The organism is Shewanella sp. 492 (genome assembly GCF_059338445.1).
Window position 1 is genome coordinate 1,296,207 of record NZ_CM181702.1, and the last position, 21,325, is coordinate 1,317,531.

The 21,325-nt window shown below is 41.4% G+C and carries 18 protein-coding genes and 4 pseudogenes; 15 read left to right on the top strand and 7 right to left on the bottom strand.

Annotated features, from left to right (window positions below):
* The first annotated feature begins 5 nt into the window (after nucleotides 1–5).
* From AC5YBX_RS05775 to AC5YBX_RS05800, 6 genes and pseudogenes are all read left to right on the top strand, one after another.
* Nucleotides 6–554: a sugar transferase gene (locus AC5YBX_RS05775; protein ID WP_494524544.1), complete on the top strand. Its 549-nt coding sequence runs from the start codon at nucleotides 6–8 to the stop codon at nucleotides 552–554.
* Between the two features lie 310 nt (nucleotides 555–864).
* The gene (locus tag AC5YBX_RS05780) at nucleotides 865–2,811 is read left to right on the top strand and encodes a polysaccharide biosynthesis protein (protein WP_494524800.1); all 1,947 of its coding nucleotides are present in this window, start codon (nucleotides 865–867) and stop codon (nucleotides 2,809–2,811) included.
* 63 nt (nucleotides 2,812–2,874) lie between these two features.
* A pseudogene (galU, locus tag AC5YBX_RS05785) lies at nucleotides 2,875–3,754 on the top strand (UTP--glucose-1-phosphate uridylyltransferase GalU).
* Between the two features lie 62 nt (nucleotides 3,755–3,816).
* Nucleotides 3,817–4,173: pseudogene (locus AC5YBX_RS05790) on the top strand (transposase); the annotation flags it as partial.
* A 123-nt stretch (nucleotides 4,174–4,296) separates the two neighbouring features.
* Entirely contained in the window at nucleotides 4,297–4,908 is a 612-nt protein-coding gene (locus tag AC5YBX_RS05795; protein WP_494524801.1) for a plasmid pRiA4b ORF-3 family protein, read from the top strand.
* Between the two features lies 1 nt (nucleotide 4,909).
* Nucleotides 4,910–4,996, top strand: a pseudogene (locus tag AC5YBX_RS05800) (sugar phosphate nucleotidyltransferase); the annotation flags it as partial.
* Here AC5YBX_RS05800 and AC5YBX_RS05805 read toward each other — a convergent pair.
* Complete coding sequence (locus AC5YBX_RS05805; RefSeq protein ID WP_494524545.1) at nucleotides 4,974–5,597, bottom strand: mobile mystery protein B; 624 nt, start codon at nucleotides 5,595–5,597, stop codon at nucleotides 4,974–4,976. The pseudogene AC5YBX_RS05800 and the gene AC5YBX_RS05805 sit on opposite strands and share 23 nt — an antisense overlap.
* A complete protein-coding gene (locus AC5YBX_RS05810; protein ID WP_494524546.1) occupies nucleotides 5,594–6,082 on the bottom strand; it encodes a mobile mystery protein A in 489 nt (162 codons plus the stop codon). The genes AC5YBX_RS05805 and AC5YBX_RS05810 overlap by 4 nt, the downstream gene beginning before the upstream one ends.
* A 446-nt stretch (nucleotides 6,083–6,528) precedes the next feature.
* On the opposite strand from AC5YBX_RS05810, the gene tnpA reads away from it, so the two are divergent.
* The 5 genes from tnpA (at nucleotide 6,529) to AC5YBX_RS05835 (ending at nucleotide 10,145) form a co-directional block, all read left to right on the top strand.
* Nucleotides 6,529–6,786, top strand: a complete 258-nt coding sequence (gene tnpA, locus AC5YBX_RS05815) for an IS66 family insertion sequence element accessory protein TnpA (RefSeq protein WP_494524802.1) — start codon at nucleotides 6,529–6,531, stop codon at nucleotides 6,784–6,786.
* Nucleotides 6,787–7,590: 804 nt separating this feature from the next.
* Entirely contained in the window at nucleotides 7,591–7,860 is a 270-nt protein-coding gene (locus tag AC5YBX_RS05820) for a type II toxin-antitoxin system TacA family antitoxin (RefSeq protein WP_494524547.1), read from the top strand.
* Nucleotides 7,857–8,390: a GNAT family N-acetyltransferase gene (locus AC5YBX_RS05825; RefSeq protein WP_494524548.1), complete on the top strand. Its 534-nt coding sequence runs from the start codon at nucleotides 7,857–7,859 to the stop codon at nucleotides 8,388–8,390. Before AC5YBX_RS05820 ends, AC5YBX_RS05825 begins: the two co-directional genes overlap by 4 nt.
* 82 nt (nucleotides 8,391–8,472) lie before the next feature.
* Nucleotides 8,473–8,781, top strand: coding sequence for a hypothetical protein (locus tag AC5YBX_RS05830; RefSeq protein WP_494524549.1), 309 nt, complete (start codon nucleotides 8,473–8,475; stop codon nucleotides 8,779–8,781).
* 186 nt (nucleotides 8,782–8,967) lie between these two features.
* A protein-coding gene (locus AC5YBX_RS05835) for an IS3 family transposase (RefSeq protein WP_494524550.1) occupies nucleotides 8,968–10,145 on the top strand; the annotation gives its coding sequence in 2 pieces (ribosomal slippage) (nucleotides 8,968–9,226 and nucleotides 9,226–10,145; 1,179 coding nt in all).
* Between the two features lie 129 nt (nucleotides 10,146–10,274).
* Here the strand turns inward: AC5YBX_RS05835 and AC5YBX_RS05840 are convergent.
* Nucleotides 10,275–10,442 (bottom strand): annotated as a pseudogene (locus AC5YBX_RS05840) (IS5/IS1182 family transposase); the annotation flags it as partial.
* Between the two features lie 196 nt (nucleotides 10,443–10,638).
* On the opposite strand from AC5YBX_RS05840, the gene AC5YBX_RS05845 reads away from it, so the two are divergent.
* The 4 genes from AC5YBX_RS05845 to AC5YBX_RS05860 all read left to right on the top strand — a co-directional run bounded on the left by AC5YBX_RS05845 (nucleotide 10,639) and on the right by AC5YBX_RS05860 (nucleotide 12,288).
* Nucleotides 10,639–10,914, top strand: a complete 276-nt coding sequence (locus tag AC5YBX_RS05845) for a transcriptional regulator (RefSeq protein ID WP_494524551.1) — start codon at nucleotides 10,639–10,641, stop codon at nucleotides 10,912–10,914.
* Nucleotides 10,907–11,566, top strand: a complete 660-nt coding sequence (locus tag AC5YBX_RS05850; RefSeq protein WP_494524552.1) for a type II toxin-antitoxin system HipA family toxin — start codon at nucleotides 10,907–10,909, stop codon at nucleotides 11,564–11,566. The genes AC5YBX_RS05845 and AC5YBX_RS05850 overlap by 8 nt, the downstream gene beginning before the upstream one ends.
* Before the next feature lie 69 nt (nucleotides 11,567–11,635).
* On the top strand, nucleotides 11,636–11,857 hold the full coding sequence (locus AC5YBX_RS05855) for an AbrB/MazE/SpoVT family DNA-binding domain-containing protein (RefSeq protein WP_494524553.1): 222 nt from the start codon (nucleotides 11,636–11,638) through the stop codon (nucleotides 11,855–11,857).
* Entirely contained in the window at nucleotides 11,854–12,288 is a 435-nt protein-coding gene (locus tag AC5YBX_RS05860; protein ID WP_494524554.1) for a type II toxin-antitoxin system VapC family toxin, read from the top strand. The genes AC5YBX_RS05855 and AC5YBX_RS05860 overlap by 4 nt, the downstream gene beginning before the upstream one ends.
* A 684-nt stretch (nucleotides 12,289–12,972) precedes the next feature.
* On the opposite strand, the gene AC5YBX_RS05865 is transcribed toward AC5YBX_RS05860, so the two are convergent.
* From AC5YBX_RS05865 to AC5YBX_RS05880, 4 genes are all read right to left on the bottom strand, one after another.
* Nucleotides 12,973–14,139: an Arm DNA-binding domain-containing protein gene (locus AC5YBX_RS05865; RefSeq protein ID WP_494524555.1), complete on the bottom strand. Its 1,167-nt coding sequence runs from the start codon at nucleotides 14,137–14,139 to the stop codon at nucleotides 12,973–12,975.
* A gap of 833 nt (nucleotides 14,140–14,972) precedes the next feature.
* Complete coding sequence (locus AC5YBX_RS05870; RefSeq protein WP_494524556.1) at nucleotides 14,973–16,457, bottom strand: hypothetical protein; 1,485 nt, start codon at nucleotides 16,455–16,457, stop codon at nucleotides 14,973–14,975.
* Between the two features lie 10 nt (nucleotides 16,458–16,467).
* Nucleotides 16,468–19,419 (bottom strand): hypothetical protein, encoded by a 2,952-nt coding sequence (locus tag AC5YBX_RS05875; protein WP_494524557.1) that lies wholly within the window; start codon nucleotides 19,417–19,419, stop codon nucleotides 16,468–16,470.
* Nucleotides 19,412–21,022, bottom strand: coding sequence for a hypothetical protein (locus AC5YBX_RS05880; protein ID WP_494524558.1), 1,611 nt, complete (start codon nucleotides 21,020–21,022; stop codon nucleotides 19,412–19,414). Before AC5YBX_RS05880 ends, AC5YBX_RS05875 begins: the two co-directional genes overlap by 8 nt.
* Nucleotides 21,023–21,325: the final 303 nt, after the last annotated feature.

Here is a 21,325-nt window from a genome sequence, read left to right on the forward strand (position 1 = left end):
TTTATATGATTCGTTTTATTGACTTTTTCGCAGCCTTTTTTGGCCTGCTGTTACTTTGGCCTGTGTTACTAATCGTCACTATTGTTGGAATGTTCGATACTGGCTCACCAATTTTTGTGCAGACGCGAGTGGGTAGAAAGCAAAAGCCGTTTAAACTCATTAAGTTTCGCACAATGTCTGTCGAAACTAAGTCAGTTGCTAGCCATCTTGCTAGCAATGCTTCAATTACTAAGCTTGGTGCTTTCCTACGTAAGACAAAAATTGATGAGTTGCCACAGTTGATTAATGTGGTTAAAGGAGAAATGAGTTTAGTTGGACCACGGCCTAACTTGTTTAATCAAGAAGAGTTAATTAGAGAGCGAGATGCACTAGGTGTATATGATGTATTACCTGGCATAACGGGCTTAGCCCAAGTACAAAACATCGATATGTCGACACCTAAGTTATTAGCTGAGATTGATAAGCAGATGATCGACACCTTAAATATCAAAAACTATTTCAAGTATATATTGATGACAGTGACAGGTAGTGGTAGTGGTGATGCGGTAAAATAGTGCTATCTATTAGTACTCACTTGCTAAGTGTTTAATCTGATTATGGTAGTGTGTGTTCAGTGTGTCTCAATTTAACAAATACAGTGAAAAAGTTGTCTCATTGCTATTTTGATGATTGATCGCAAAGTGAGTGAGTATTGACTACGTATAATGACTTTTTTGCTTGGCTTGCGTGTAGCTATTCGCGTTGTGTTTAAGGTTAATCGATTAAAGCGACTTGTGCTAAAATAGTATCCTAGGCTGTTTTCGGTATTCTAGTCCGTATTTTAAGTTGTAATACACTATGAATTTTATTGATTTGGAGCGAAAAATGGAGTTTTTGCAATGTGTTTTCCGGTTAAAGCGTACGGAAAAACGGGTAGTCAGTGTTGCTATTGATTCTTTATTTTTAGTTGTCGCTTTCTGGGCTGCGTTATTCGTTAGAGTGGATGAGTTAGCTGTTTTTGGTGATAGTACTTATTGGTTATTAATCGCATTAGTGGTGCCCGTTAGTATTTTTGTCTTTATGCGCTTAGGACTATATAGAGCAGTGCTTCGCTATATGGGGCTGCAGGCAATGACCGCCATATTAGGTGGGGTGCTTATTTCTACTTTATGGTTAGTCATTGCAGCCTATTTTACTCACGCTCAATTACCTCGAACCGTACCTATCATATATGCCTCATTTGCATTAGTTTTTATCGGTGGTGCTCGTGCTTTGGTACGCTCGATGGTTGGTGTCGGTATGAAGCGTGTCGGTGAGCCTGTTATTATTTACGGCGCCGGAGTGAGTGGTCGGCAGTTGCTGTCTTCTCTTGTTCAAAGTCACGAATATTATCCTTTTGCGTTTGTTGATGATGATGAGCATTTGCATGGTAGCGTGATCCAAGGGGTTCATGTTCATTCCCCTTCAATCATACGTAAGTTAGTTAAACAAAAGTCCGCAACTAAAATATTACTTGCGATGCCAAGTGCACCTCGTTCTCGTCGTCAGACTATTTTAACCCAATTAGAACCTCTGGCGATGCAAGTGCTGACTGTGCCTGCAATGGCAGACTTAGTCAGTGGTAACAAGCTATATAGCGATATAAAAGAAGTTGAAATTGATGATTTACTGGGGCGAGATTCAGTAACACCTCGAGATGATCTGTTAGCGGCTAACATTCTTGACAAAGTGGTTATGGTGACAGGTGCTGGCGGCTCTATAGGCTCAGAGCTTTGTCGTCAAATATTAAAGCAATCACCTAAAAAGCTGGTTTTATTTGAATTGTCTGAGTTTGGTTTATATTCAATAGAGCGTGAACTGAGTCTTACCGCAAAAGAGCTTGGTTTAGATGTTGAGATTTACCCTATCATGGGCTCTGTTCAACGCGAAAATCGCGTGCAAGCCGTGATGGAAGCTTTCGGCGTGCAGACCGTTTATCACGCTGCAGCTTATAAGCATGTGCCTCTCGTCGAGCATAACGTTGTTGAAGGTGTGCGCAACAACGTCTTTGGTACGCTCTATACCGCTCGAGCTGCTGTTGCCGCTAAGGTTGAAACCTTTGTTCTCATTTCAACCGATAAGGCGGTCCGTCCAACCAATGTGATGGGTACGACTAAGCGGATGGCAGAGTTAGCACTTCAGGCATTATCTAAAGAGACTGAGCAAACTCGCTTTTGTATGGTGCGCTTTGGCAATGTACTAGGTTCATCTGGATCTGTTGTGCCACTATTTCGTAAGCAGATTGCGAATGGTGGCCCTGTCACTGTTACTCATCCCGAGATCACTCGTTTCTTTATGACGATACCAGAGGCTTCTCAGTTGGTTATTCAAGCAGGGGCCATGGGTAAAGGCGGTGATGTGTTTGTACTTGATATGGGCAAATCAGTTAAAATTGTTGACCTTGCTACTAAAATGATTCGCTTGAGCGGTTATGAAATTAAGGATGAACAACATCCTGATGGCGATATCGCTATCGAATTTAGTGGGTTACGCCCTGGTGAGAAGTTATACGAAGAGTTGCTTATCGGTGATGATGTAACAGGCACTGAGCACGAACGCATCATGACGGCTAATGAATCTTATTTATCATGGAGTGAACTCGAAATTATTCTCAATCGATTGGATAACGCATGCCATGAGTTTCAGCATGAAGTGATTCGAGATATTTTGCTCAGTACTCCTACTGGTTTTAATCCTACCGATGGTATCTGCGACTTAGTTTGGCAGCAACGTAATAGCAATAATCAAACTAGCTCTATACCAGACAATAAAGTGATTCCTTTCGTTTCATAATTCTTTTCTTCCTTAATTAGCTCTTCCTTCGGGTGGAGCTTTCTTTTATGAGATTTATTTTCTATGAAAGTTGTTATCCCCGTTGCTGGCCTTGGCACTCGTATGCCTGCCTGCTACTAATGCCATTCCTAAAGAGATGTTGCCGCTTGTTGATAAGCCGCTTATTCAATATATCGTCAATGAATGTGTGGCAGCAGGTGTTAAAGAGGTTGTGCTGGTTACTCATGCCAGTAAAAATGCTATCGAAAACCATTTTGATACTTCTTACGAACTAGAATCAACGCTAGAGAAGCGTGTTAAACGTCAATTACTTGATGAAGTACAATCTATTTGCCCTAAAGATGTGACCATTATGCATGTGCGTCAAGGTGAGGCTAAAGGCCTTGGTCATGCGGTGTTATGTGCTAAACCTTGTATTGGTAACAACCCGTTTGCAGTGGTTCTCCCTGATGTGATTTTGGATGAGTATAGTGCTGACCAAAAAACTGAAAACCTGGCTGCGATGATAGCGCGTTATAAAGCCACATTAGCCAGCCAAATTATGGTTGCGCCAGTGCCTGAAAACGAAGTGAATAAGTATGGCATCGCCGATTGCAACGGTTCGGCTATCGCTGCGGGTGAGTCCGCTACGATTAAGGCTATGGTAGAAAAGCCTGCAGTTGATGAGGCTCCGTCTAATCTTGCTGTTGTAGGTCGTTATGTACTGTCAGAAAAAATTTGGGAACTACTCGCTAGAACCCCTGCGGGTGCTGGCGATGAAATACAGCTAACAGATGCTATTGATATGCTCATTGAGCAAGATACCGTTGAAGCATTCCATATGACCGGTGAATCACATGATTGTGGTGATAAATTGGGTTATATGAAGGCATTTGTGTCGTATGGACTACGTGATAAAAAACTCGGCACCGAATTTAAAGCGCTTGTGAGTGAATTACTCTAGATAGCTCTTCTTAATCAAAAAAAACAACTCATTATGAGTAGGTTTTTTTCGGGGGGATTACCGAAGCTGCGGAGTTAGCATTAGATGAGCTGGAGGTTAAATGGGGGGATGCTTACCCATTAGTTATCAACTCATGGCGCCGAAAGTGGCAAAATTTATCGCACTACTTTAAGTATCCTGAGCACATCAGAAAAGTGATTTACACCACCAATGCGGTGGAAGCAGTGCATCGTCAATTTAGGAAATTAACCAAAACCAAAGGCGCTTTTCCTAATGAAAATAGCTTGTTGAAGCTACTTTATACTGGCATATTGAACGCATCGAATAAATGGACAATGCCCATTCACAGTTGGAGCCTTTGTTTATCTCAATTAGCGATTTATTTTGAAGGACGTTTAGACAGCGTGCTAGAGATTTAAACTTAGCCTGACACCGAATTTTGAACGGCCTCCGAATTTTTGCAAAATCACAGTGACCCGAACGTTTTTGCCGTTTTCGCATAATTAAGTTGAGTTTGTAATTCAGGAGCAGCAGTGACAACTATGTATCAAAAGATTTTTCGGTTTAGAGTTTCATTGACGGGGAGTGAGCCGGAAATTTGGCGCGAGATTGACGTTCCAGATCATTACAATTTTTGGGAGCTGCACATTGCCATTCAAGATGCGATGGGGTGGCTTGACTATCATTTACATGAATTCTCTCCACGTAAGTCTGGTCCAACAAAGGGAATGAGAATTGGACTTCCTGAGTCAGAGTATGATGAGAGCACTGTTGCCGGTTGGGAGTTTTCCATCAAAAAATACTTTACCGCTTTGGGAAACACCATAGATTACGTATACGACTTCGGTGATGGCTGGCATCATGAAATCACCTTTGTGGGCATGTTTTTGGCTCCTTCGGATTTAGAGTACCCTCAATGCGTTGCAGGTGAAATGGCTTGTCCGCCCGAAGATTGTGGCGGTCATACGGGCCATCAGCAATTAGTGGCAATATTGGCCGATGAACACCATGAGGAGTACAGTGATACCGTCCATTGGCTAAAAAAACACGCCAAGAATTATTGGCCGTACAAGAGTGATGTATTTAGTGCAAAAAGGGTCAAGTTTACGGATCCTTATCAGCGTTGGCTGATTGCATTTAATCAAGAAGGATAAAATGAAAGGTATTGTGTTAGCCGGCGGCACTGGCACGCGCTTATATCCCATCACCCGCGGTGTGTCTAAACAGTTGCTGCCTGTGTATTCCCTTTCGCCTGTAGATATTGAATTAAAGGCGCATAATCGCCTTTATCAGCGTGGCGTAAGCTTGCTATGTACTCGCCCCGCTCCTGACTTTGTTTATCCAAATCTGTATTGGACCAAATCAAAGGCTTTTGTTTGAGTAGTACCATGCGTATGTAGTCCGTCATTACGCGTGAGTGACGTCCGTTGCCGTTGGGAAAAGGGTGTATTTTTACTAGCCTGTGCTGTATCCGTGCCGAGAGCTCTAAGCTGTCATAGTGTTCAAACTCAATCCAGCATTTGATGTCTTCCAGTAAGTTGTGTAAATTTGGCCGGATATTCAGAGGATCGACACCAATGTTCAACTCTCGGTGACGGTAGCTGCCGGCCCATTCCCACACATCACCAAACAAACGTTGATGTAGTTCTTCCACAAAAGCTAGAGAAAGAATATCATCCATGCTGGCTTTAGGTTTGGTGGCTAACCAACTCAGCCCTTGAAGTATGTTGGCATTTTCTAGCTCATTAAGCTCTTCGCGAGTTGTGATGTGACCAAACTTCAGCCCGGCGACATCAACGGCATTCAGCTCTGTTGAGCCCTCTGGTTCAACAAACAGACTCATTGGTATTTCTCCTGCAAACTGACTTTCCACAAATCTCGGGTACTGCCCGTTTTAATTTCATTGGCTAACTGAACCAGCGCTTGATGTTGTTGTTCTGGGGTTAGTTGCTGCGCTTCCAAAAACATCGATTGGTGGCTCATGGCCAAACGTTGCTTGGCCAGCTCCATTGCCCGCGCTTCTATCATGTCATCAATCGATTGACGCGGAACAATCGCATAAACCAGTTCGGCATCGAGTCCGCTCGCCAGCTGTTTAAGTTGCCTGAGCGTGATGGTTTCATCGGCTTCTTTACGCTCCATTATGGAGACTTGATTACGAGAGAGATTAAGGCGTTCACCTAATTGCGCGCCCGACATCCCCAAGGATTCACGAATACTGCGCACCCAACCATTTTTCGGTGGTTTAGGCACAGATAAACCCAGTAAAGCGCTGACTTTCGCTTTGACTTGTTTGAGTGCCACCGCATGGACACCGGATTTTTTCATAGTTACGTCTCTCTAATTAAATACACCCTAATCAAATTGTATCTTATTATTTATACATAATACACATTAGTGTATCTAATTTATGATACGCGAGGCACGATAATGCATCCGATTTGTAATACATAAAAATGTAGGTGTATCGATAATTAGATACATACATTGTTTGTAAGTAGCTGTAAACTGGACAATAGTCCTGTCAAATTTATCTTGGAACTGCAAACGTCTTTGGCAACCGTTATAGAGGAAAGAGAACGGCTTAGGTTGATTTAGGTTCTGGTGACAATGGGGAGTTGTTTTGGGATAAACACAATCTAGGCTTCTGCTCTGAATGATTTTTGTCCAAAAAGTGAGTTACAACGAGTATGATACTTTAATACTCAGTTGTAGCTTGATTCTGACTTGATAGTAGCAATTAGTATGAAACTTTTTTCCTATCCTACACCTGGCTGGCTCTTTTTGAGCGTCAGGAACAAAGCGGGTTATCTGCGGTTGCGTTTTGCCGCCAGTATCAAATTTATATCCAAACTTTTTACGCTAGACGCAGTGACATTAGGCTTCAGGGAACCAGTAATAAATTTGTTCACGTTAAGCGCGAAGTCACCACTTTTGAGTCACGAGTTGAAGATGTCACTCAGACATTCGTGCTGAAACAGGCCTCTTCTACATTGAGTGTGCCTGCAGATGTCAGCCCAGTTATGTGCTAACACTAATCAGTTAACAGCTTACCGTTTATCAAAACGATGCGCTTCTCAATCAGTGACGTGAACTCAACGACCTCTTTGGATAAAGTGGACGTTGTTACCTCCTTTGCTCGGTGCATATCGAGCGCGTCAGCAAAGGCTTGTATCTCTCAACCTGTAAGTCAATCATCTCAAGCCCGAGCTTATTTTCTTTGATACATGGGTGAACTCACCCGCGATTTCATCTAAACCATTTAAAAAAAGCCGCTTATCAATAGCCTGCTTGTGAAGCGTCAGCACCGACAAAGCTAGCTACATCCGGGACAAAATTACCGTACCAAAGCGCAACAGACTTCAGGCTTTTACCTGCCGTTGGCTTGTTAGGGGATTTAACTAGAGATTCAAACTCCAATTGTAAATTTTTCATAGATAGTCAGTGCAAAAAAATTAAGCAGATTCAAGTCGAGTGGTAACGTGTTCAATATTTCCGCGCAAACTATCCTCTGTAGCGGTAAACTGTAACGCCTCATTTGCAGCCGGTTTGAACTCTTCTAGGGTAAAGCGATTATTCTTATACAACTCAATTAGCCTCTGACTGGTATCAGATGAACTCACGCGATGGTAACGCGACGAGAGGTGGTAGCGGGTTCGGCGAGCGCGATTCCCCATGAGCTTTTAACCTAATTGCTTAGTGAATGCCGTTTGTTGCCCATAAAAAGCTTTGTTTATTCTTTCTCAATCCGTAAGCTGTCCGTACAAATTGAATGTGCTTAACAAGTCGACTATAATCGGTTTTATTACGGAATTAGTCCGTACGCAGGAGGTATTATGGCAACAGCACGTATAGACATTCGCCTTGATGAAGAAATCAAAGCAAAAGCAGAAAAAGCATCGGCTTTACTCGGTCTAAAAAGTCTAACGGAATACGTTGTTAGACTTATGGATGAAGATGCAACTCATGTAATCGAAGAACATGAAAGTATTGTTGTTAAAGACAGTGTTTTTGATGAATTTATGGTTGCGTGTGACAAAGCTAAAGCACCAAACCAAGCTTTACTTGAAGCATCTAAATATACAGATGAGAGTGGTATTAAGTGAGTTGGAGTAAAGAGTTTGTAGAACTCAGTAAATCAAAGCATGATCGCAATTCATTTGATTGCGGTGAGCAAGAGCTTAATCTGTTTATAAAAACTCAAGCAGCTAAACATATGCAAGCAGGGATTAGTCGGACAATGGTTTTACCTAGCGCTCAACCTTTGCTTAATCAGAAGCATGCCATATGTGCATTTTATAGCGTTGCGCCAAGTTTAATTAGTCGCGAAACCTTACCAGAGCAGTTAGCAAAGAAGCTCCCGAGATATCCAATTCCTGTTTTTCTTTTAGCGCAGCTAGCAGTACATAAAGAGTTTCATGGTTCAGGTTTAGGAAAAATCAGCTTAATTCGCGCTTTGAAATACCTATGGGAAGTTAATAACCATATGAGAGCTTACGCTATTGTTGTTGATTGTCTCACTGATTCGGCACAAGCGTTTTATACAAAGTTTGGTTTTGAAGTATTGTGTGAACAAAATAGGCGTATTCGTATGTTTTTACCAATGAAAACGGTAGAACAACTTTTTAGTCAATGAGTTACAAATATAACAACAAACGCTTTAAGGCGGGATTTGCAACGCTTGGCAGTTTTGGTTTAATTCAGCATTGGTGTTTAGTTTGCAAGGTAATTGGCATCTTGTGTACTTTATGTGGCTGAAAGAGTGCGATTTTAATGACGTGTTGGACGCGATACCTTTAATTCAATTCGATTTTCAGCACCTCTGTGAAGAGGTACCGGATTTTGCGGCGCTGTATGATATTCCTCTGGCTTGGGTAAAAGCAGTCGCCATGGTACTGAACGCACAACCAAGTCACCAAGCCAAACAAACCCTGTTTCAGTTTGATGCGTGGCTAAGAGCCATGTTAGAAAGCTGCTTAATGCTGCCGAAGGGAAAAAAGTTAACCCGCCAACACATTGAAGCATAGAGTCGGCGCTTTGGGTTTTCCCCTGCATTATTTTTCTGATTTTCTCAGTTCTTTCTAGCAGTAGGTTTTGATTTATACAAGCCGAAGCGAAGGCCCTTCGATGGCTTCAGTATTGTAGTGGCACACTAAATTTGGCCACCTGATTAGAGGTGATATCATCACTTCTGTATTTAAACAGGTGACACAATGACAAAGAAATCTAGACCTACATATAGCCCTGAGTTTCGACTTGAGGCAGCACAACTAGTAGTTGACCAAAACTATTCTGTAACTGAGGCAGCGAAAGCCATGGGCGTGAGCAAGTCAGGCATGGAAAAGTGGGTTCGACAGCTAAAGCAAGAGCGTATGGGCTTCTCTCCTAAAGCCACTCCTATGACACCAGAGCAGATTGAAATTCGTGAGCTAAAGAAAAAAATCGATCGTCTTGAGGAGCACAATACCATCCTAAAAAAGGCTACAGCTCTCTTGATGTCGGACTCCCTGAACAGTTCTCGTTAGTCGAGAAGCTCAAGCAGAGCCATACGGTAAAACGAGTTTGTGAAGTGTTCGGGCTTCACCGCAGTAGCTATAAGTATTGGCGCAGTCGTCCAAAGGCTGTCTCACCAGAGAAGGTAAAACTACAAAGTCTGGTTCGGGAAGCTCATAGAGCGAGTAACGGCTCTGCGGGCGCTAGAAGCATTGCTGAGATAGTAACAGCTAAAGGTACAACTTTAAGTCGTTATCGAGCGGGTAAGTTCATGAAGCAACTTGGCTTAGTAAGTTGCCAACTTCCTAAGCATGCCTATAAAAAAGCTGACCGAGAACATATTGAAATACCAAACTACCTGGCTCGTCAGTTCCAAGTGACTGAGCCAAATCAAGTGTGGTGTGGAGATGTCACCTATATTTGGAATGGCAATCGATGGGCCTATTTGGCTGTGGTTATCGACTTGTTTGCTCGAAAGGCGATAGGTTGGGCGATGTCGTTTTCACCCGACACGAACTTAACAAGAAAAGCGTTATCGATGGCATTTGAATCGAGAGGGAAGCCTAAAGGACTCATGTTTCATAGTGATCAAGGTTGTCACTATACGAGCCGACAATACCGTCAACTACTTTGGCGCTACCAAATAAAGCAGAGCTTAAGTCGACGAGGTAATTGTTGGGATAACGCACCTATGGAACGGTTCTTTAGAAGCTTAAAAACCGAATGGGTGCCATCATCGGGTTACACTTGCTTTAGTGAAGCTAAAGCATCAATCACTAACTATATCGTTGGATATTACAGCCAGATCAGGCCGCATCAATATAATGGTGGCCTGACACCAAATGAGTCAGAGAGAAGATTCTGGCTTGCGTATAAAACCGTGGCCAAAAAAGGTTGACCACTACATATTGCCTTACAGGCCGTAACAGAAGAGGTGAAGCCTCGGGGGGCTTTTTGTGCTGCTTGTTACAGAAAGATGCCATGCTATGAGCGTCACTCTGTAGTCATCCCGTAAAGTCACGATGACTCATTTATGCAAATAGCAGGCTAACAGTGAGTCATTTTTCATCAGTCCCTTGTAGTGTGCTTCGATGAAGCCGAACTGACATTTGATAATGCGAAATCGGTGTTCTACCTTTGTTCGGATGCTGGCTTTTAAGTATTCGATGTTGATAATTGTCCTGTTCTTGCAAGGGGGGCCTAAGAGCAGGATCACCACCATTATTCATCATGATCGATGTCTTGCTCTTCGATTTTTGCTTGAACTCGAGCTGTACTACCTTTAACTCTTCACTTACTTGAGGTAATAGTGTGGAAACACGATTTGTGCTACTATAATAGCAATTATTGTTTAATATAAAGCTATTTTGCCACTATTGTAGCAGGTTTTTATGCTTAATCTCTATACCGCTTTTGATGTTCAAATGGAGTTACGCGACTTTATAAGTCAATCTCGAAAACTAAAGAGGTTATCGGTTGAAGCGTTATCAACTCGCTCAGGCGTACCCTATGGAACGATTAGAAAGTTTGAAAGCACAGGTAATATTTCACTGAGGCAGTTTTTGATGCTCTATGAAGCTATTGGCGATTTGAACAAAGTCCGTGCTTTGACAAAACCATCTAGTGTCCAGCCCACTAGCATTGAAGAGGTGCTAAAAAATGCTTGAGACGCCGCTAAGAGTAAATAGAACATTCTCTGATGGATCTAAAGCGCTTGTTGGCACACTGGCTGAAAATAGAACTGGCACCTACTTTCAGTTTGACGAGCATTATTTAGCTCAACATTCAACTTCAATCGCCCCCTTTAATATTAAAGTCGATCTAACATTGCAAAAAGCCCCGAAGCAACCCCATTACGGTATTCATGGTGTGTTCGGGGACAGCCTTCCTGATGGGTGGGGCTTACACCTTATGGATCGCGTTTTCAGGCAAAATGGTCACAATCCACAAATTATCACCGCATTACAAAGGTTGGCTTATATTGGTGATAGATGCCTTGGCGCATTGTCATATGAACCTGAGATAGATCTACTGGAGTCTGATTCTAGGGATGTTGAGCTAATAACGTTAGGGCAAGAGGCGGTTAAAGAGTTTGAGGGCACAGAATCGAGATTGATTGAGCAGCTTATGAATGTGGCAGGTTCTGGCGGTGATCGCCCTAAACTCAATGTCACTAAAACCAGCGATGGACAGTTTTCGACACTCGATAATGCGATTGGTGAAAAACTGATTGTGAAATTAACCTCTGAAAAATTCGATTTAAAACATTCAGAAAGCTTGGTGGAATACGCCTATATGCAGATGAATACCAATTATTAATCTTTACGCATTGCACTAAAGTAAAGGCGTGGTATTCTTTACTTTAGGTGTTTTGGTAAGGAGGTGTTTATGGCTAAAGTAAGCTCAAAAAGACAAATAACATTACCCATTGATCAGTGTGTAATCGCACACATTAATGCAGGTGATGACGTTGAAAGTTTTGTTGATAGACAGGGGGTTATTTCGATCGTGAAAAAACAGTCTGGTGCAGCGAAAGGCTTGTTAAAAGGTATTGCTACAGATGTGCTCGTTAGTGATCAGGAATCGTTAGAGAGTGCTTTAGATAAATGATTGCAATTGATACTAGTGTATTGCTTCGCTATTTGTTGCAAGACGATGAAAAGCAAGCTAATAAAGCGTCCAAGTTGATTTTAGGTACTCAAGCTGTACTTGTAACTGACGTTGTACTAACAGAAACAATCTGGACGCTTAAAGGCAAGCGTTATAACCTAGGTAAAGCGCAAATTATTGATGTGATTCACGCGCTATTTGCAGAGCCTAATTTGACGTTTGAAGACGCCCAAGCTGTGTGGGGAGCTTTAAAAGACTTCACCAACGCCAAGCCCATTAAATCGGGTGGCAAGATTAAACAGGCTGACTTTCCTGATACGCTAATTGTAAATAAAGCAAAGCGTTACGGTCAGATAAAGAAAAGTGAGATTTCAGCTATTTATACGTTCGATAAAGCGGCGTTAGAAATAGACGGTACTGAGCAACCGTGACCAGCCGCCAGAGCAGTTGTTGCCAGTAGAAGCGATCAGTGTCTGACAGCAGATGGTACAGCCTGGGTCACGCTAATCATCGCCAGAATGAAGATTGAGCAGCTTAACGCCAGGTACCGTGATGATGTTTCTTTGATTATTAAAGGATAGCAAGCTGATCAAATAATCAACAGTCTATGGGAAGCTTCATGATGCTTCTGTATAGATTAGTCTACAACGTAACATCCCATACATATGAAGTCATACACTCACTCAAAGATCAAGGGTGTTCAGATAATGGCCGAGACGTCAATGCAGCCAAGAACATTCTCGCGGTCGGGCATGACCGTCTAGCTGTAGGAATCCACCTCCTTTAGGGGGGGAGGATGTCAAGCGATTCCGAAAGTAGGCTGCTTTTGTTATAATGGATAGTGGGATTAACATGGGGAGCGGCATTATGTCACCTGAAACATTCATATTGTGTTCGTTAGCAGTATTTACCGTCGCCACGCTATTAATCGTTGCAGTAGGTTACTTCGGCATTTGGAAGAATAAAGGCTAACGACCTTGAAAAGTACCGCCAAAGTGGCGTCGCTGATTGATATTTCGGTGACCACATCTGTTAATCGATGCCAGCTGTGTGATCATCGACAGCTCCGATGATCACGCCCAACGTGTAAATACTCACTTACCGCTCAGAATAGTTTACAGCATGCTTTCGCTGCGCATGAGCTTATCAAAAGCGCTACCATCACTTCGAGATGCATTCGCCACATAGGGGGCATAGACATCAAATAGTAATCGTGTATCACTGTGACCGAGCATTTGCGATATATACAGTGGATTCTCTAGGGCTGCGATATGAAGTACAGCCGCAGTGTGGCGAGTTTCATAAGCGCGTCGACGTTTTAGCCCCGCTTTTATGAGTGTGGGATACCATAATTTTTTGGCGATAAAATGGGTATCCAAAGGCTCGCCCGATCTGCCCGTAAACACAAAACCTGAGTCTGATGATGCTAAATGATGAATGCGTTTAAATGCATCAAAGACTGTGTCACACATTTTTAAGTCACGACGAGATTTAGCCGTTTTGACATCACACACTTCACCATTAACCCAATTTTGCCGTATGCGAATTAAGCGGTGTTCAAAATCAATATGTTGCCATTCTAATCCATGCAGTTCGCAGCTGCGTACGCCTGTCCAAAAGCGAATGATGAAGTAATCTTTCCACTCTTGAGGCGTGTGCTCGAGAAAAAGTCTGACCTCTTTTATTGTCATGGGATGAGATTCGGCCTTTTCCTCTTTGAGTGAGCGATAGCGTCGCAATGGATATTCAAATTTAAACTCTTCTGCTGCAAGGCTAATCATTGAGATAACGGGCCAGAGGAGGTTATTAATACGTCGATTAGAGAGTTGACGGGTATTGTCATCTTTCATCATGTCCATCAACTCCTGACGATAAAAGTCGATGTGCGATAGGGTGATCTCATTGATCAATGTATTGCCAAATTGTGGGATCAGATATTTATCTAATACGTTTCGCATGGTGTTTTTATAGCTATTTTTCCATGTGCCTTTTTTGCGTTCAAACCATTGATGGGCAAAATCATTGAAAAATGGATATTCACGATCCGGATGTTTCTCACGTTGTAGTTGTTCAAATTTGGCGACTTTTTTACTTTTGGGGAAATAGTCGCGGTATTGAAAGCAGCCTAAGTCGATCTCAGCGTTCATCTGCTTCAGTGTTGCCTTTGCTTGGGTGAGATTTTTAGGGGTTGCCATCAACTTGGTGCCTTCACGAAAGCGGCAGCCATAGAGGTGTAGGTCGAACTGAATACGTCCGTTGGGACGAATGCGAATATGCGCCATAAATGGCCTCCATCAAATAGATCTATCCCTACCCGATGGAATTCGCTAGAATTTAGCCATCGGCTGAGGTTTGGTTTAATAGTCGGTCGCAGCCGATACGGGGTAGGGTGGTTGCCGCCACTCTGCCCCAACTGCTTATCTACTAGGTTAACTGCACTTTGAAATCGCGCAACTGCACCTAATCATGTCATTTCCCAATAGTCCTCATATTGCAAACTATTGGTTAAAAACACATCTATCAATATAACCAATACTGTTTATTTGTCCAGTGGTTTTAGTTTGAGTTAATCACTTAATAATGATTTTTCTAAAACCGAAACGGTTCGAAAGATCAGCGCTTGAAAATAAGGTGAAGTGGACGCCCTTCGATGACTTCAGGGTTGTCTTTGTAGAGCATGACAGAAGCGATGAAGTGTCGCTTTATGCACTGGAGCATGAGCCCGCAGCTGATTCAATGTAAGGAAATAAAGCCACCTAACTTCAGCGAGGCGCTGCTGGGTATAACCTAGCGCTTTGCGGCGTAAACTAACCGGTGTACCAATCTGCACTCTACTTCCCATACAGCACCAATAAGTTATCTATATAGCTAACATGATTAGGCCAAAGCATCTACGTTAGCCATATAGCTAATTTAAGGTAGCTCACCAGTTAATCCTAAAGAAGCAATCTATTCAGCCAGAGAAGCGATAGCCAGCATCTCTGAAAACATGGAAAAAGAGAATGGTGAGTAGTACAGATCTGGTAAGCCCCTAAACTGGTCACATTTAGGGGCATCAGGGGGTTTAAAGTAACAAAACTGGGCTAGTACGTTCAAGGTGTTGAGGGGCTATTGCTTAATCATCAGCAAACCCGTATTCATCGACGTTGTCCAAGTCATCAGAGTCTTCTATTTTATCAACAGACAGTTTGTTGCGCTTGTCTTGTTCTAAAGGCAATTCATTAATAGCACCGGATCCATCTGCGATTTCTGCTTCGTATTGCAATGCTGGTATAGATGTTTCACTCGCGTCATTTTTGCTCTGAGTCGCAGTGTTAGTCTTATCAGCATCCAAGTCGAGCTCTCCTTGGCCCGATGGCTGAATTATGTAACGGGTATCGTAATTTTTCAGATACTCTTTCTTCAGTTTTAGATAATCAGCTAACTGTGATTGTTCTGAGATTAAGTTAAGACTGTCAAAGGGAAGACGATCTTCTGGTTTACTATAAAAATTGAGTTTCAGTTCACCGTTTTGATTTTTAGTTAAAGTGATGCGCATCTCTCCACCATTTTCATTAATCTTTAGATGAATACTATTGAGTGCTCTTGGAGAGTATGAAAACAACAGTGCGCCATTATTCTTTAAATGATTGATGCCGACTTCTCTAATAAACTCACGGCCACTAGGCAGAATACATGCGAATAGTCTATTTTCAGTAAATAATAACATAGCGGTATTAAGTGTTCTCACGCTAGTCTCTTTTAATACCATTCGATTTAGTTGCTTGAGATCAAACATATTTGATGAAAGCTCAAGTAATAATGATTCGTTGAGCGGTGCTTTCTTATGAAATTGATCAAGGCCGGTAAGATTTAAACTTTGAGTATGTTGACTCGTTTTAAATGTGAGCAGATCACCTTCTAAGCTAAACTCGACTTTGCCTGAACCTGAGGAATTATAAAGACTTGTGAGTGCTTTTGCCGCAGATTCAGTTAACGGTAAAGTACAAGGTAAGTTAATGTTATCTTGTAATAACTTTGTTGTGACTTCACCGTTTTTTTGATAGCGTATTTCTTTTTCGTCTTTTCGAAACTCGACAAAATCATAAGGTATAAGTGTATTTGCTGAGTTGATAATATCGACAATTGAGCGTTTTTCAATCTCATGATAAGCACGCTGTCTATTTGCTTTACGATATTTAATATGATTTTTATGCGGAGGATCTAAATCAAATCGTGACATCGGAAAATGTATCGATTCATCGATTTTTTTGTCTTCTTTGAGTAGTAAATAATACTCGATGTTTATGTATTTTCCGCCTTCATAATTGAGTTGAAAAATGTGCAGGTTTGATAATGCATGAAACTCTTTTTTTTGTTCTTCCATACACATAAAAAAATCATATGGGATTGAGAATTCAGCGTTTTTTAGGCCGTGACCTTTTTCTAGTTCAATATCGATTTGCGCATATTCGCCTGGCGAGCCACCGATAAGTGTCATTAGATTGTTATCATTATCGATAAATACGCTAATACAAGCATCAGTGTGACGCTTGTCTAGTGCCTCTATGATTTTGATAAAAAGTGAGTTTTTATCTTCAGGTATGGTTAGTTTTGCCATAATGGTACTCCTACTTTTTACTTTTTTGGAAGTGTGTTAGATAAAGCTGTGTTTGTTGAACGATAAACTGCAAGCTAGTTGACCCAATTTGTTGCTTGTGAGGATTGAGTTTTGTTTCGCATAGCTTTGGTGTGAGAGTGATCGTCAATGCACTCTGGCCGAGTGGTTGTTTGTGCACTGAGATTGATTCAGTTGATTTAGCAAAATGCTGCTTAAGTCTGCTTAATAAAATGTCGACTTTGGTTTTGCGGTTCACTGTTAATGCAAAACTCGGTTTCAACCAGTTCCACTGCGGCTGGCGAAATACGGCAGAAAAATGTTGGGCGTTTTTGACATTACACGCTAGCGTGAATGTCAGTGTGGTTTGCGTGTCGTTGCTCAGTTGAATCTTGGGTAAATTGCGCAGAGCAGTGATTTGCGTTTTGTTTATCTCTGAATATTGATGCTTGCCAGAATGGTGCCAAATTTGACTTAGAAGCGGCCAATTCACCTCTTTTGCTTTACGCATTTCGAGAAACAGATAATATAAAAAATCATTTGAAAATTTTTGAGGCTGACCAAGCCATTTTTGATGATATTTAATAGCATCTTGTGTAATTGATATAGTGTTAGCGTTGATGCTGCAGTTTTGAGTTGTGCTAATTTTTTCCGATTTAAACAAATGCTGACGTATTGTTGCTTCAGTGAGTAATATCGTCTCGTGACGTTTCTGTTCAGTATTTTTTGCTTTGTAAACCTCACAGATTAAAGCAAGCTGACGTGAGAGATCATTAGAGTCATTTGTTAACCCGAGTAAATAACGCAGTTCTCTGTGCGAGAGATTTCGCTGTTGTAGCTCTCCAAAACCAATTCGATAAAAAGGGTAGAGCCAGTCAATATCATGTAAGTAGGACCAACGGGTAGTTGCGTAATTTTCATGCCCTAACTGACGAATAACTTCATCGAACAAAATCCCATCATTACATGTTGAAAATCGCTGCCCTTCGAGCCAATAATCAAATCTAAGTGAAAGTGCTTCTTCGCTGAGTAGACGCTGCATGTGAACACTATTTGTAGTCTGTTCCGGCTGCAGTTTGTAGGCAAGGTGTAGAGCTTGCAGCATAAATAAGTGCGCACCGCTATGACGCAGGTGATGAAACCGCGCTTGTTGTCTACATATTGCTTTAATGCATTTAGTCACTGGCAATAAATAATGTAATTGACGTGAATGGTATGGCTCATCAGTGAAACCAATCAAATGCTCATTAGCGTTACAAAGCACTTTGTTTTTAATAATTATTCTGACGATAACTGCAAATTCCTCTGGCAGCACAATATAAACGACACGTGAACGTTTACTCTTCGTTGCACCCTCGATAGTATTTGTAATATGTATACGAAACAGTTGTTTATTGCTCGGATCGACAAATACATCTTTTAAACGCAGACGCAGTAATTCACCTCGGCGCAGCATCGCGAAATAGCTGATAATAACGGTTGCAGCACAGAATAAGCGTTGTAATGAATGTCCGTTTTTTTGTGTGAGTAGTGCTAAGACAATTTCGTGTAATTGTTCAATCGAAATGCAAAACGGATCGACGCTCGGCGGGCAAAGAGGTGACTCAAACTCGCTTAAATCTAAATGATCTGTGATTGATTGTTGACGCATGAAGCGAAAAAAATAGAGCATGACGAGTTGCTCTGTTTCAGTCGCTAAACTGTCGTAAGTGTTATGAGCCCATTGTTGAAGCTGCTCTTGGTCGATTGCTTGGTCATAGCTAAGTTTCTCAGCAAATTTCGAATGAATATTGCAATACTTCTCGATTGTGCTGTCTGCTAGATTAGATTTTCTTACTCCGCCGTACACAATGCGCTCTAGCGTGTATCGATAGAGCATTGTCGGCAAGATATTATCTAGCGGCCAACGTGTTTCTTCATATAACGAATGAATGTTATCGGGTCTTTTTAATAGCTTACGATGGGGCCATTTGTTATTTTCTACAGATTTTGTACTTGCTGTGAATGCCTTTTTGTCATAATCAATGTTATAGATCAGACTCAGTTGTTGTTGCTTGGTTTTATCGTCAACAGTGATGTGTGGCGTTGCGACATGTCTTTCTGGATAACTAATATCTTTGAGTAGAGTAGGAACTACATTATCGCGATAGTGCCAGATTGCTTGAAAAAGATGTTGGTAATGGCGACATGAATTGCTTGATATTTCAAATGAAGTTAATAAATTAGTTAGTGATTTTAGTAGCCGCTTTTCAGTTTGTTGTCTATGTGAGTATGATTGATATTCAGAGAGTAGTTGGTAAACAAATAACGACAGATGATAACGACTCGATTGTTTTTCTTCATCAAGAGTTGACTGCTTAGTCAGATGTTTAATTTCAAGATACGTCTTATTTTCAACATGTTGAATACTTTGTTCATCGTTAATGATGTTGACGATATGCGCAATGCTTAGCGGCGCAATTTCAAGCGCAATCGCTAATGCAACAAATTCAGCTGATACTGCGAAGCGTTGTTTTAAAAACTGGGCTTTGTAGTTTTCATATGCTGTTTGCAATTTAAATGCATTACTTGCTTGAGCAGTGATGTGCTCGTACCATTTTAGATCTGGATCAGGCCAGGGCAGCTTTTCAGCTTCTGGAATTTGCCACTTCAGTACTTCTTTGAGATAAATAATGACCGCTTCCAGTGCTTTTTTATAATGACGTTGTTTGCCCGATGGAACGCTGCGGATCACTTTATTGATCGCTTGTAAATCTTGAATGGTGAACTCACGGCTTTTATGCTCATTGGTTGATGAGTTAGTAGGCTTTTGATTAGAACCAGTCGAAACAAAGGTATCACTTGTAGCTTCTGGCCAATTTTTAATTACCCAAGCAATTGAATTCAAATCAGCATTAGATGAGCTATGACGTTGATGATATTCATAAATCTCATTTGGTTTTAATCTGTTGAATATATTAGACATATTTCAACTCCGTTAAGCCGTAACGTGTCGGTAGAGCGTTAAGAAATAAGTTTTGTTGTTCTCTACTAGATGAAAAACAGTGATCACTCCCGAGATGTTCACCGTACTCAGCGTGCCCCATCAGGCGGTCAATTTGATGTGTTGTCAGTTTTGGAATGACGCTAGTCACTGCACTTTGTGCAAACTGATGACGGAGCACATAAGGAACTATGCCGGGTGCTCGTTGATGTAAAAATTGACGAAGTGACTTTGCAGATATCGTTATAGCTTGGCCATCTCCACTATATAGATGCCATATCCAAGGCAGCTCATTGGTTAATGTCAATTTGCAGTTGATTTTCTGTTGCAGCTTTTCATAGTGCAGTATTTGTTGCCTCAAATAATTGCAAATCGTAATTTCACGCTGAAAGCCCTTATCCGACACAGTTGCTCGACGATAGTCATAATGTGACAGTTTTTTGATTGAGACTGCATGCGTCGGGCGCATGCCCGTGAGCAGTATGCATAGTAGTGCTAGATGATTAGCGCAGAGATTGTGATAATCGATGAAAGCAGTAGGGCAGGCTTTGTGATTTGGCTTCGATGATATTATTTCGTGATGGAGTTGATGAAAAATCGCAACAACTTTACTTTCTGGAATCAGACGGCGACTACCGAATTTCACAGAGTTATCTGCGTATTTTTCTAGATCTTCGCCGACCCATTCATTGTGAAAACTCATGCCCACTTTTGAACGTGTAATGTCAGAAGGTATGTTAATTCTGGCGTTTTCATTGAGTAATGAAATAGCAGAAAGTTTAGTTTTTCTGGCTTTTGATCTCGATGAGAATCTGATTGTTAGCAGCTTGCTCAACCCAAGTGCATTGGAATAAGTGAATAATCGACTAAGATAGCGATCTTGTGCGTGAAATAGCTCTGCTCGAACTCCCTCACTGATTTGTCGTTGATAAACTGCAGCGTGCCGATGATGAAGTTTATCAACAGGTAACAATAGTGATTTCGTTACACTAGACAACTGATTATCAACACGAATGCAGTGAGTCATGTACGTTAAAAATACATGCTTTTTTGCAGCGGGAAAGTGTTCGATCTCAGCTGGTTTTCGCCATTTTACTTGTAAAAGATCAAGTAATTGTTGTTTTTCAATCGTTGTTAGCCATGACACGTTATAGCTTTGACTGCTAACGAACGGTTTGAAAATGTGAATTAAACTATTGGGGATCGGTTGCCACTCAAATAGTGTTTCGCCATTGCGAGTGGTGGTTTTACGAGCATAATAAGTCCAAGACTTGCCGTCTTCGAATTTCTGATTTTTGAATCGATGTGCTTTGCATTCGCTACTGCTTGTGACTTTTATACAGTCCGGGATTTTTTCAGCAGTGACATGCTGCTCATCAGCTTGCTCTAAAATATCTTCTAATTGTCGTGTCAACCAAAGATACAAAAATACGACTAATAACTTGCCTGAATTGACGTAATCACCGAGCTTTTTCGCTTGATAACATAGTTTAACGAAAGCAGTAATAGAACTAAGACGATCCGGCATCACACTGCCTGAATTTTTTTGACGATTTCGTTTCGCTGTCGCGTGTTGTTTACTCACTATTAATGTCCTTTATGTCATTTTTTATATGAGATTTCTTGCTGGCGATCTCTGTTATGACGTTACATCAAAAATTTAAGATTCATGTTCGGTTCAGTGTCGTTTTACGACACTGAACCGAAAAGCACTGACTAAAGTGTTGATTTTAAATGGTATTTTTTGTGGTCAAAAAGTCGGTTTTTGCTCTAAATTTGTGGGCGATATCACATTAATCTGAGTTTTCGTGTCGCAGAGTTTTTCGGGGGAGAGAATTCGGGAGTAATGTAGAAATTATTTTCGAGTTATGAACTGTTTTGAAGTTAG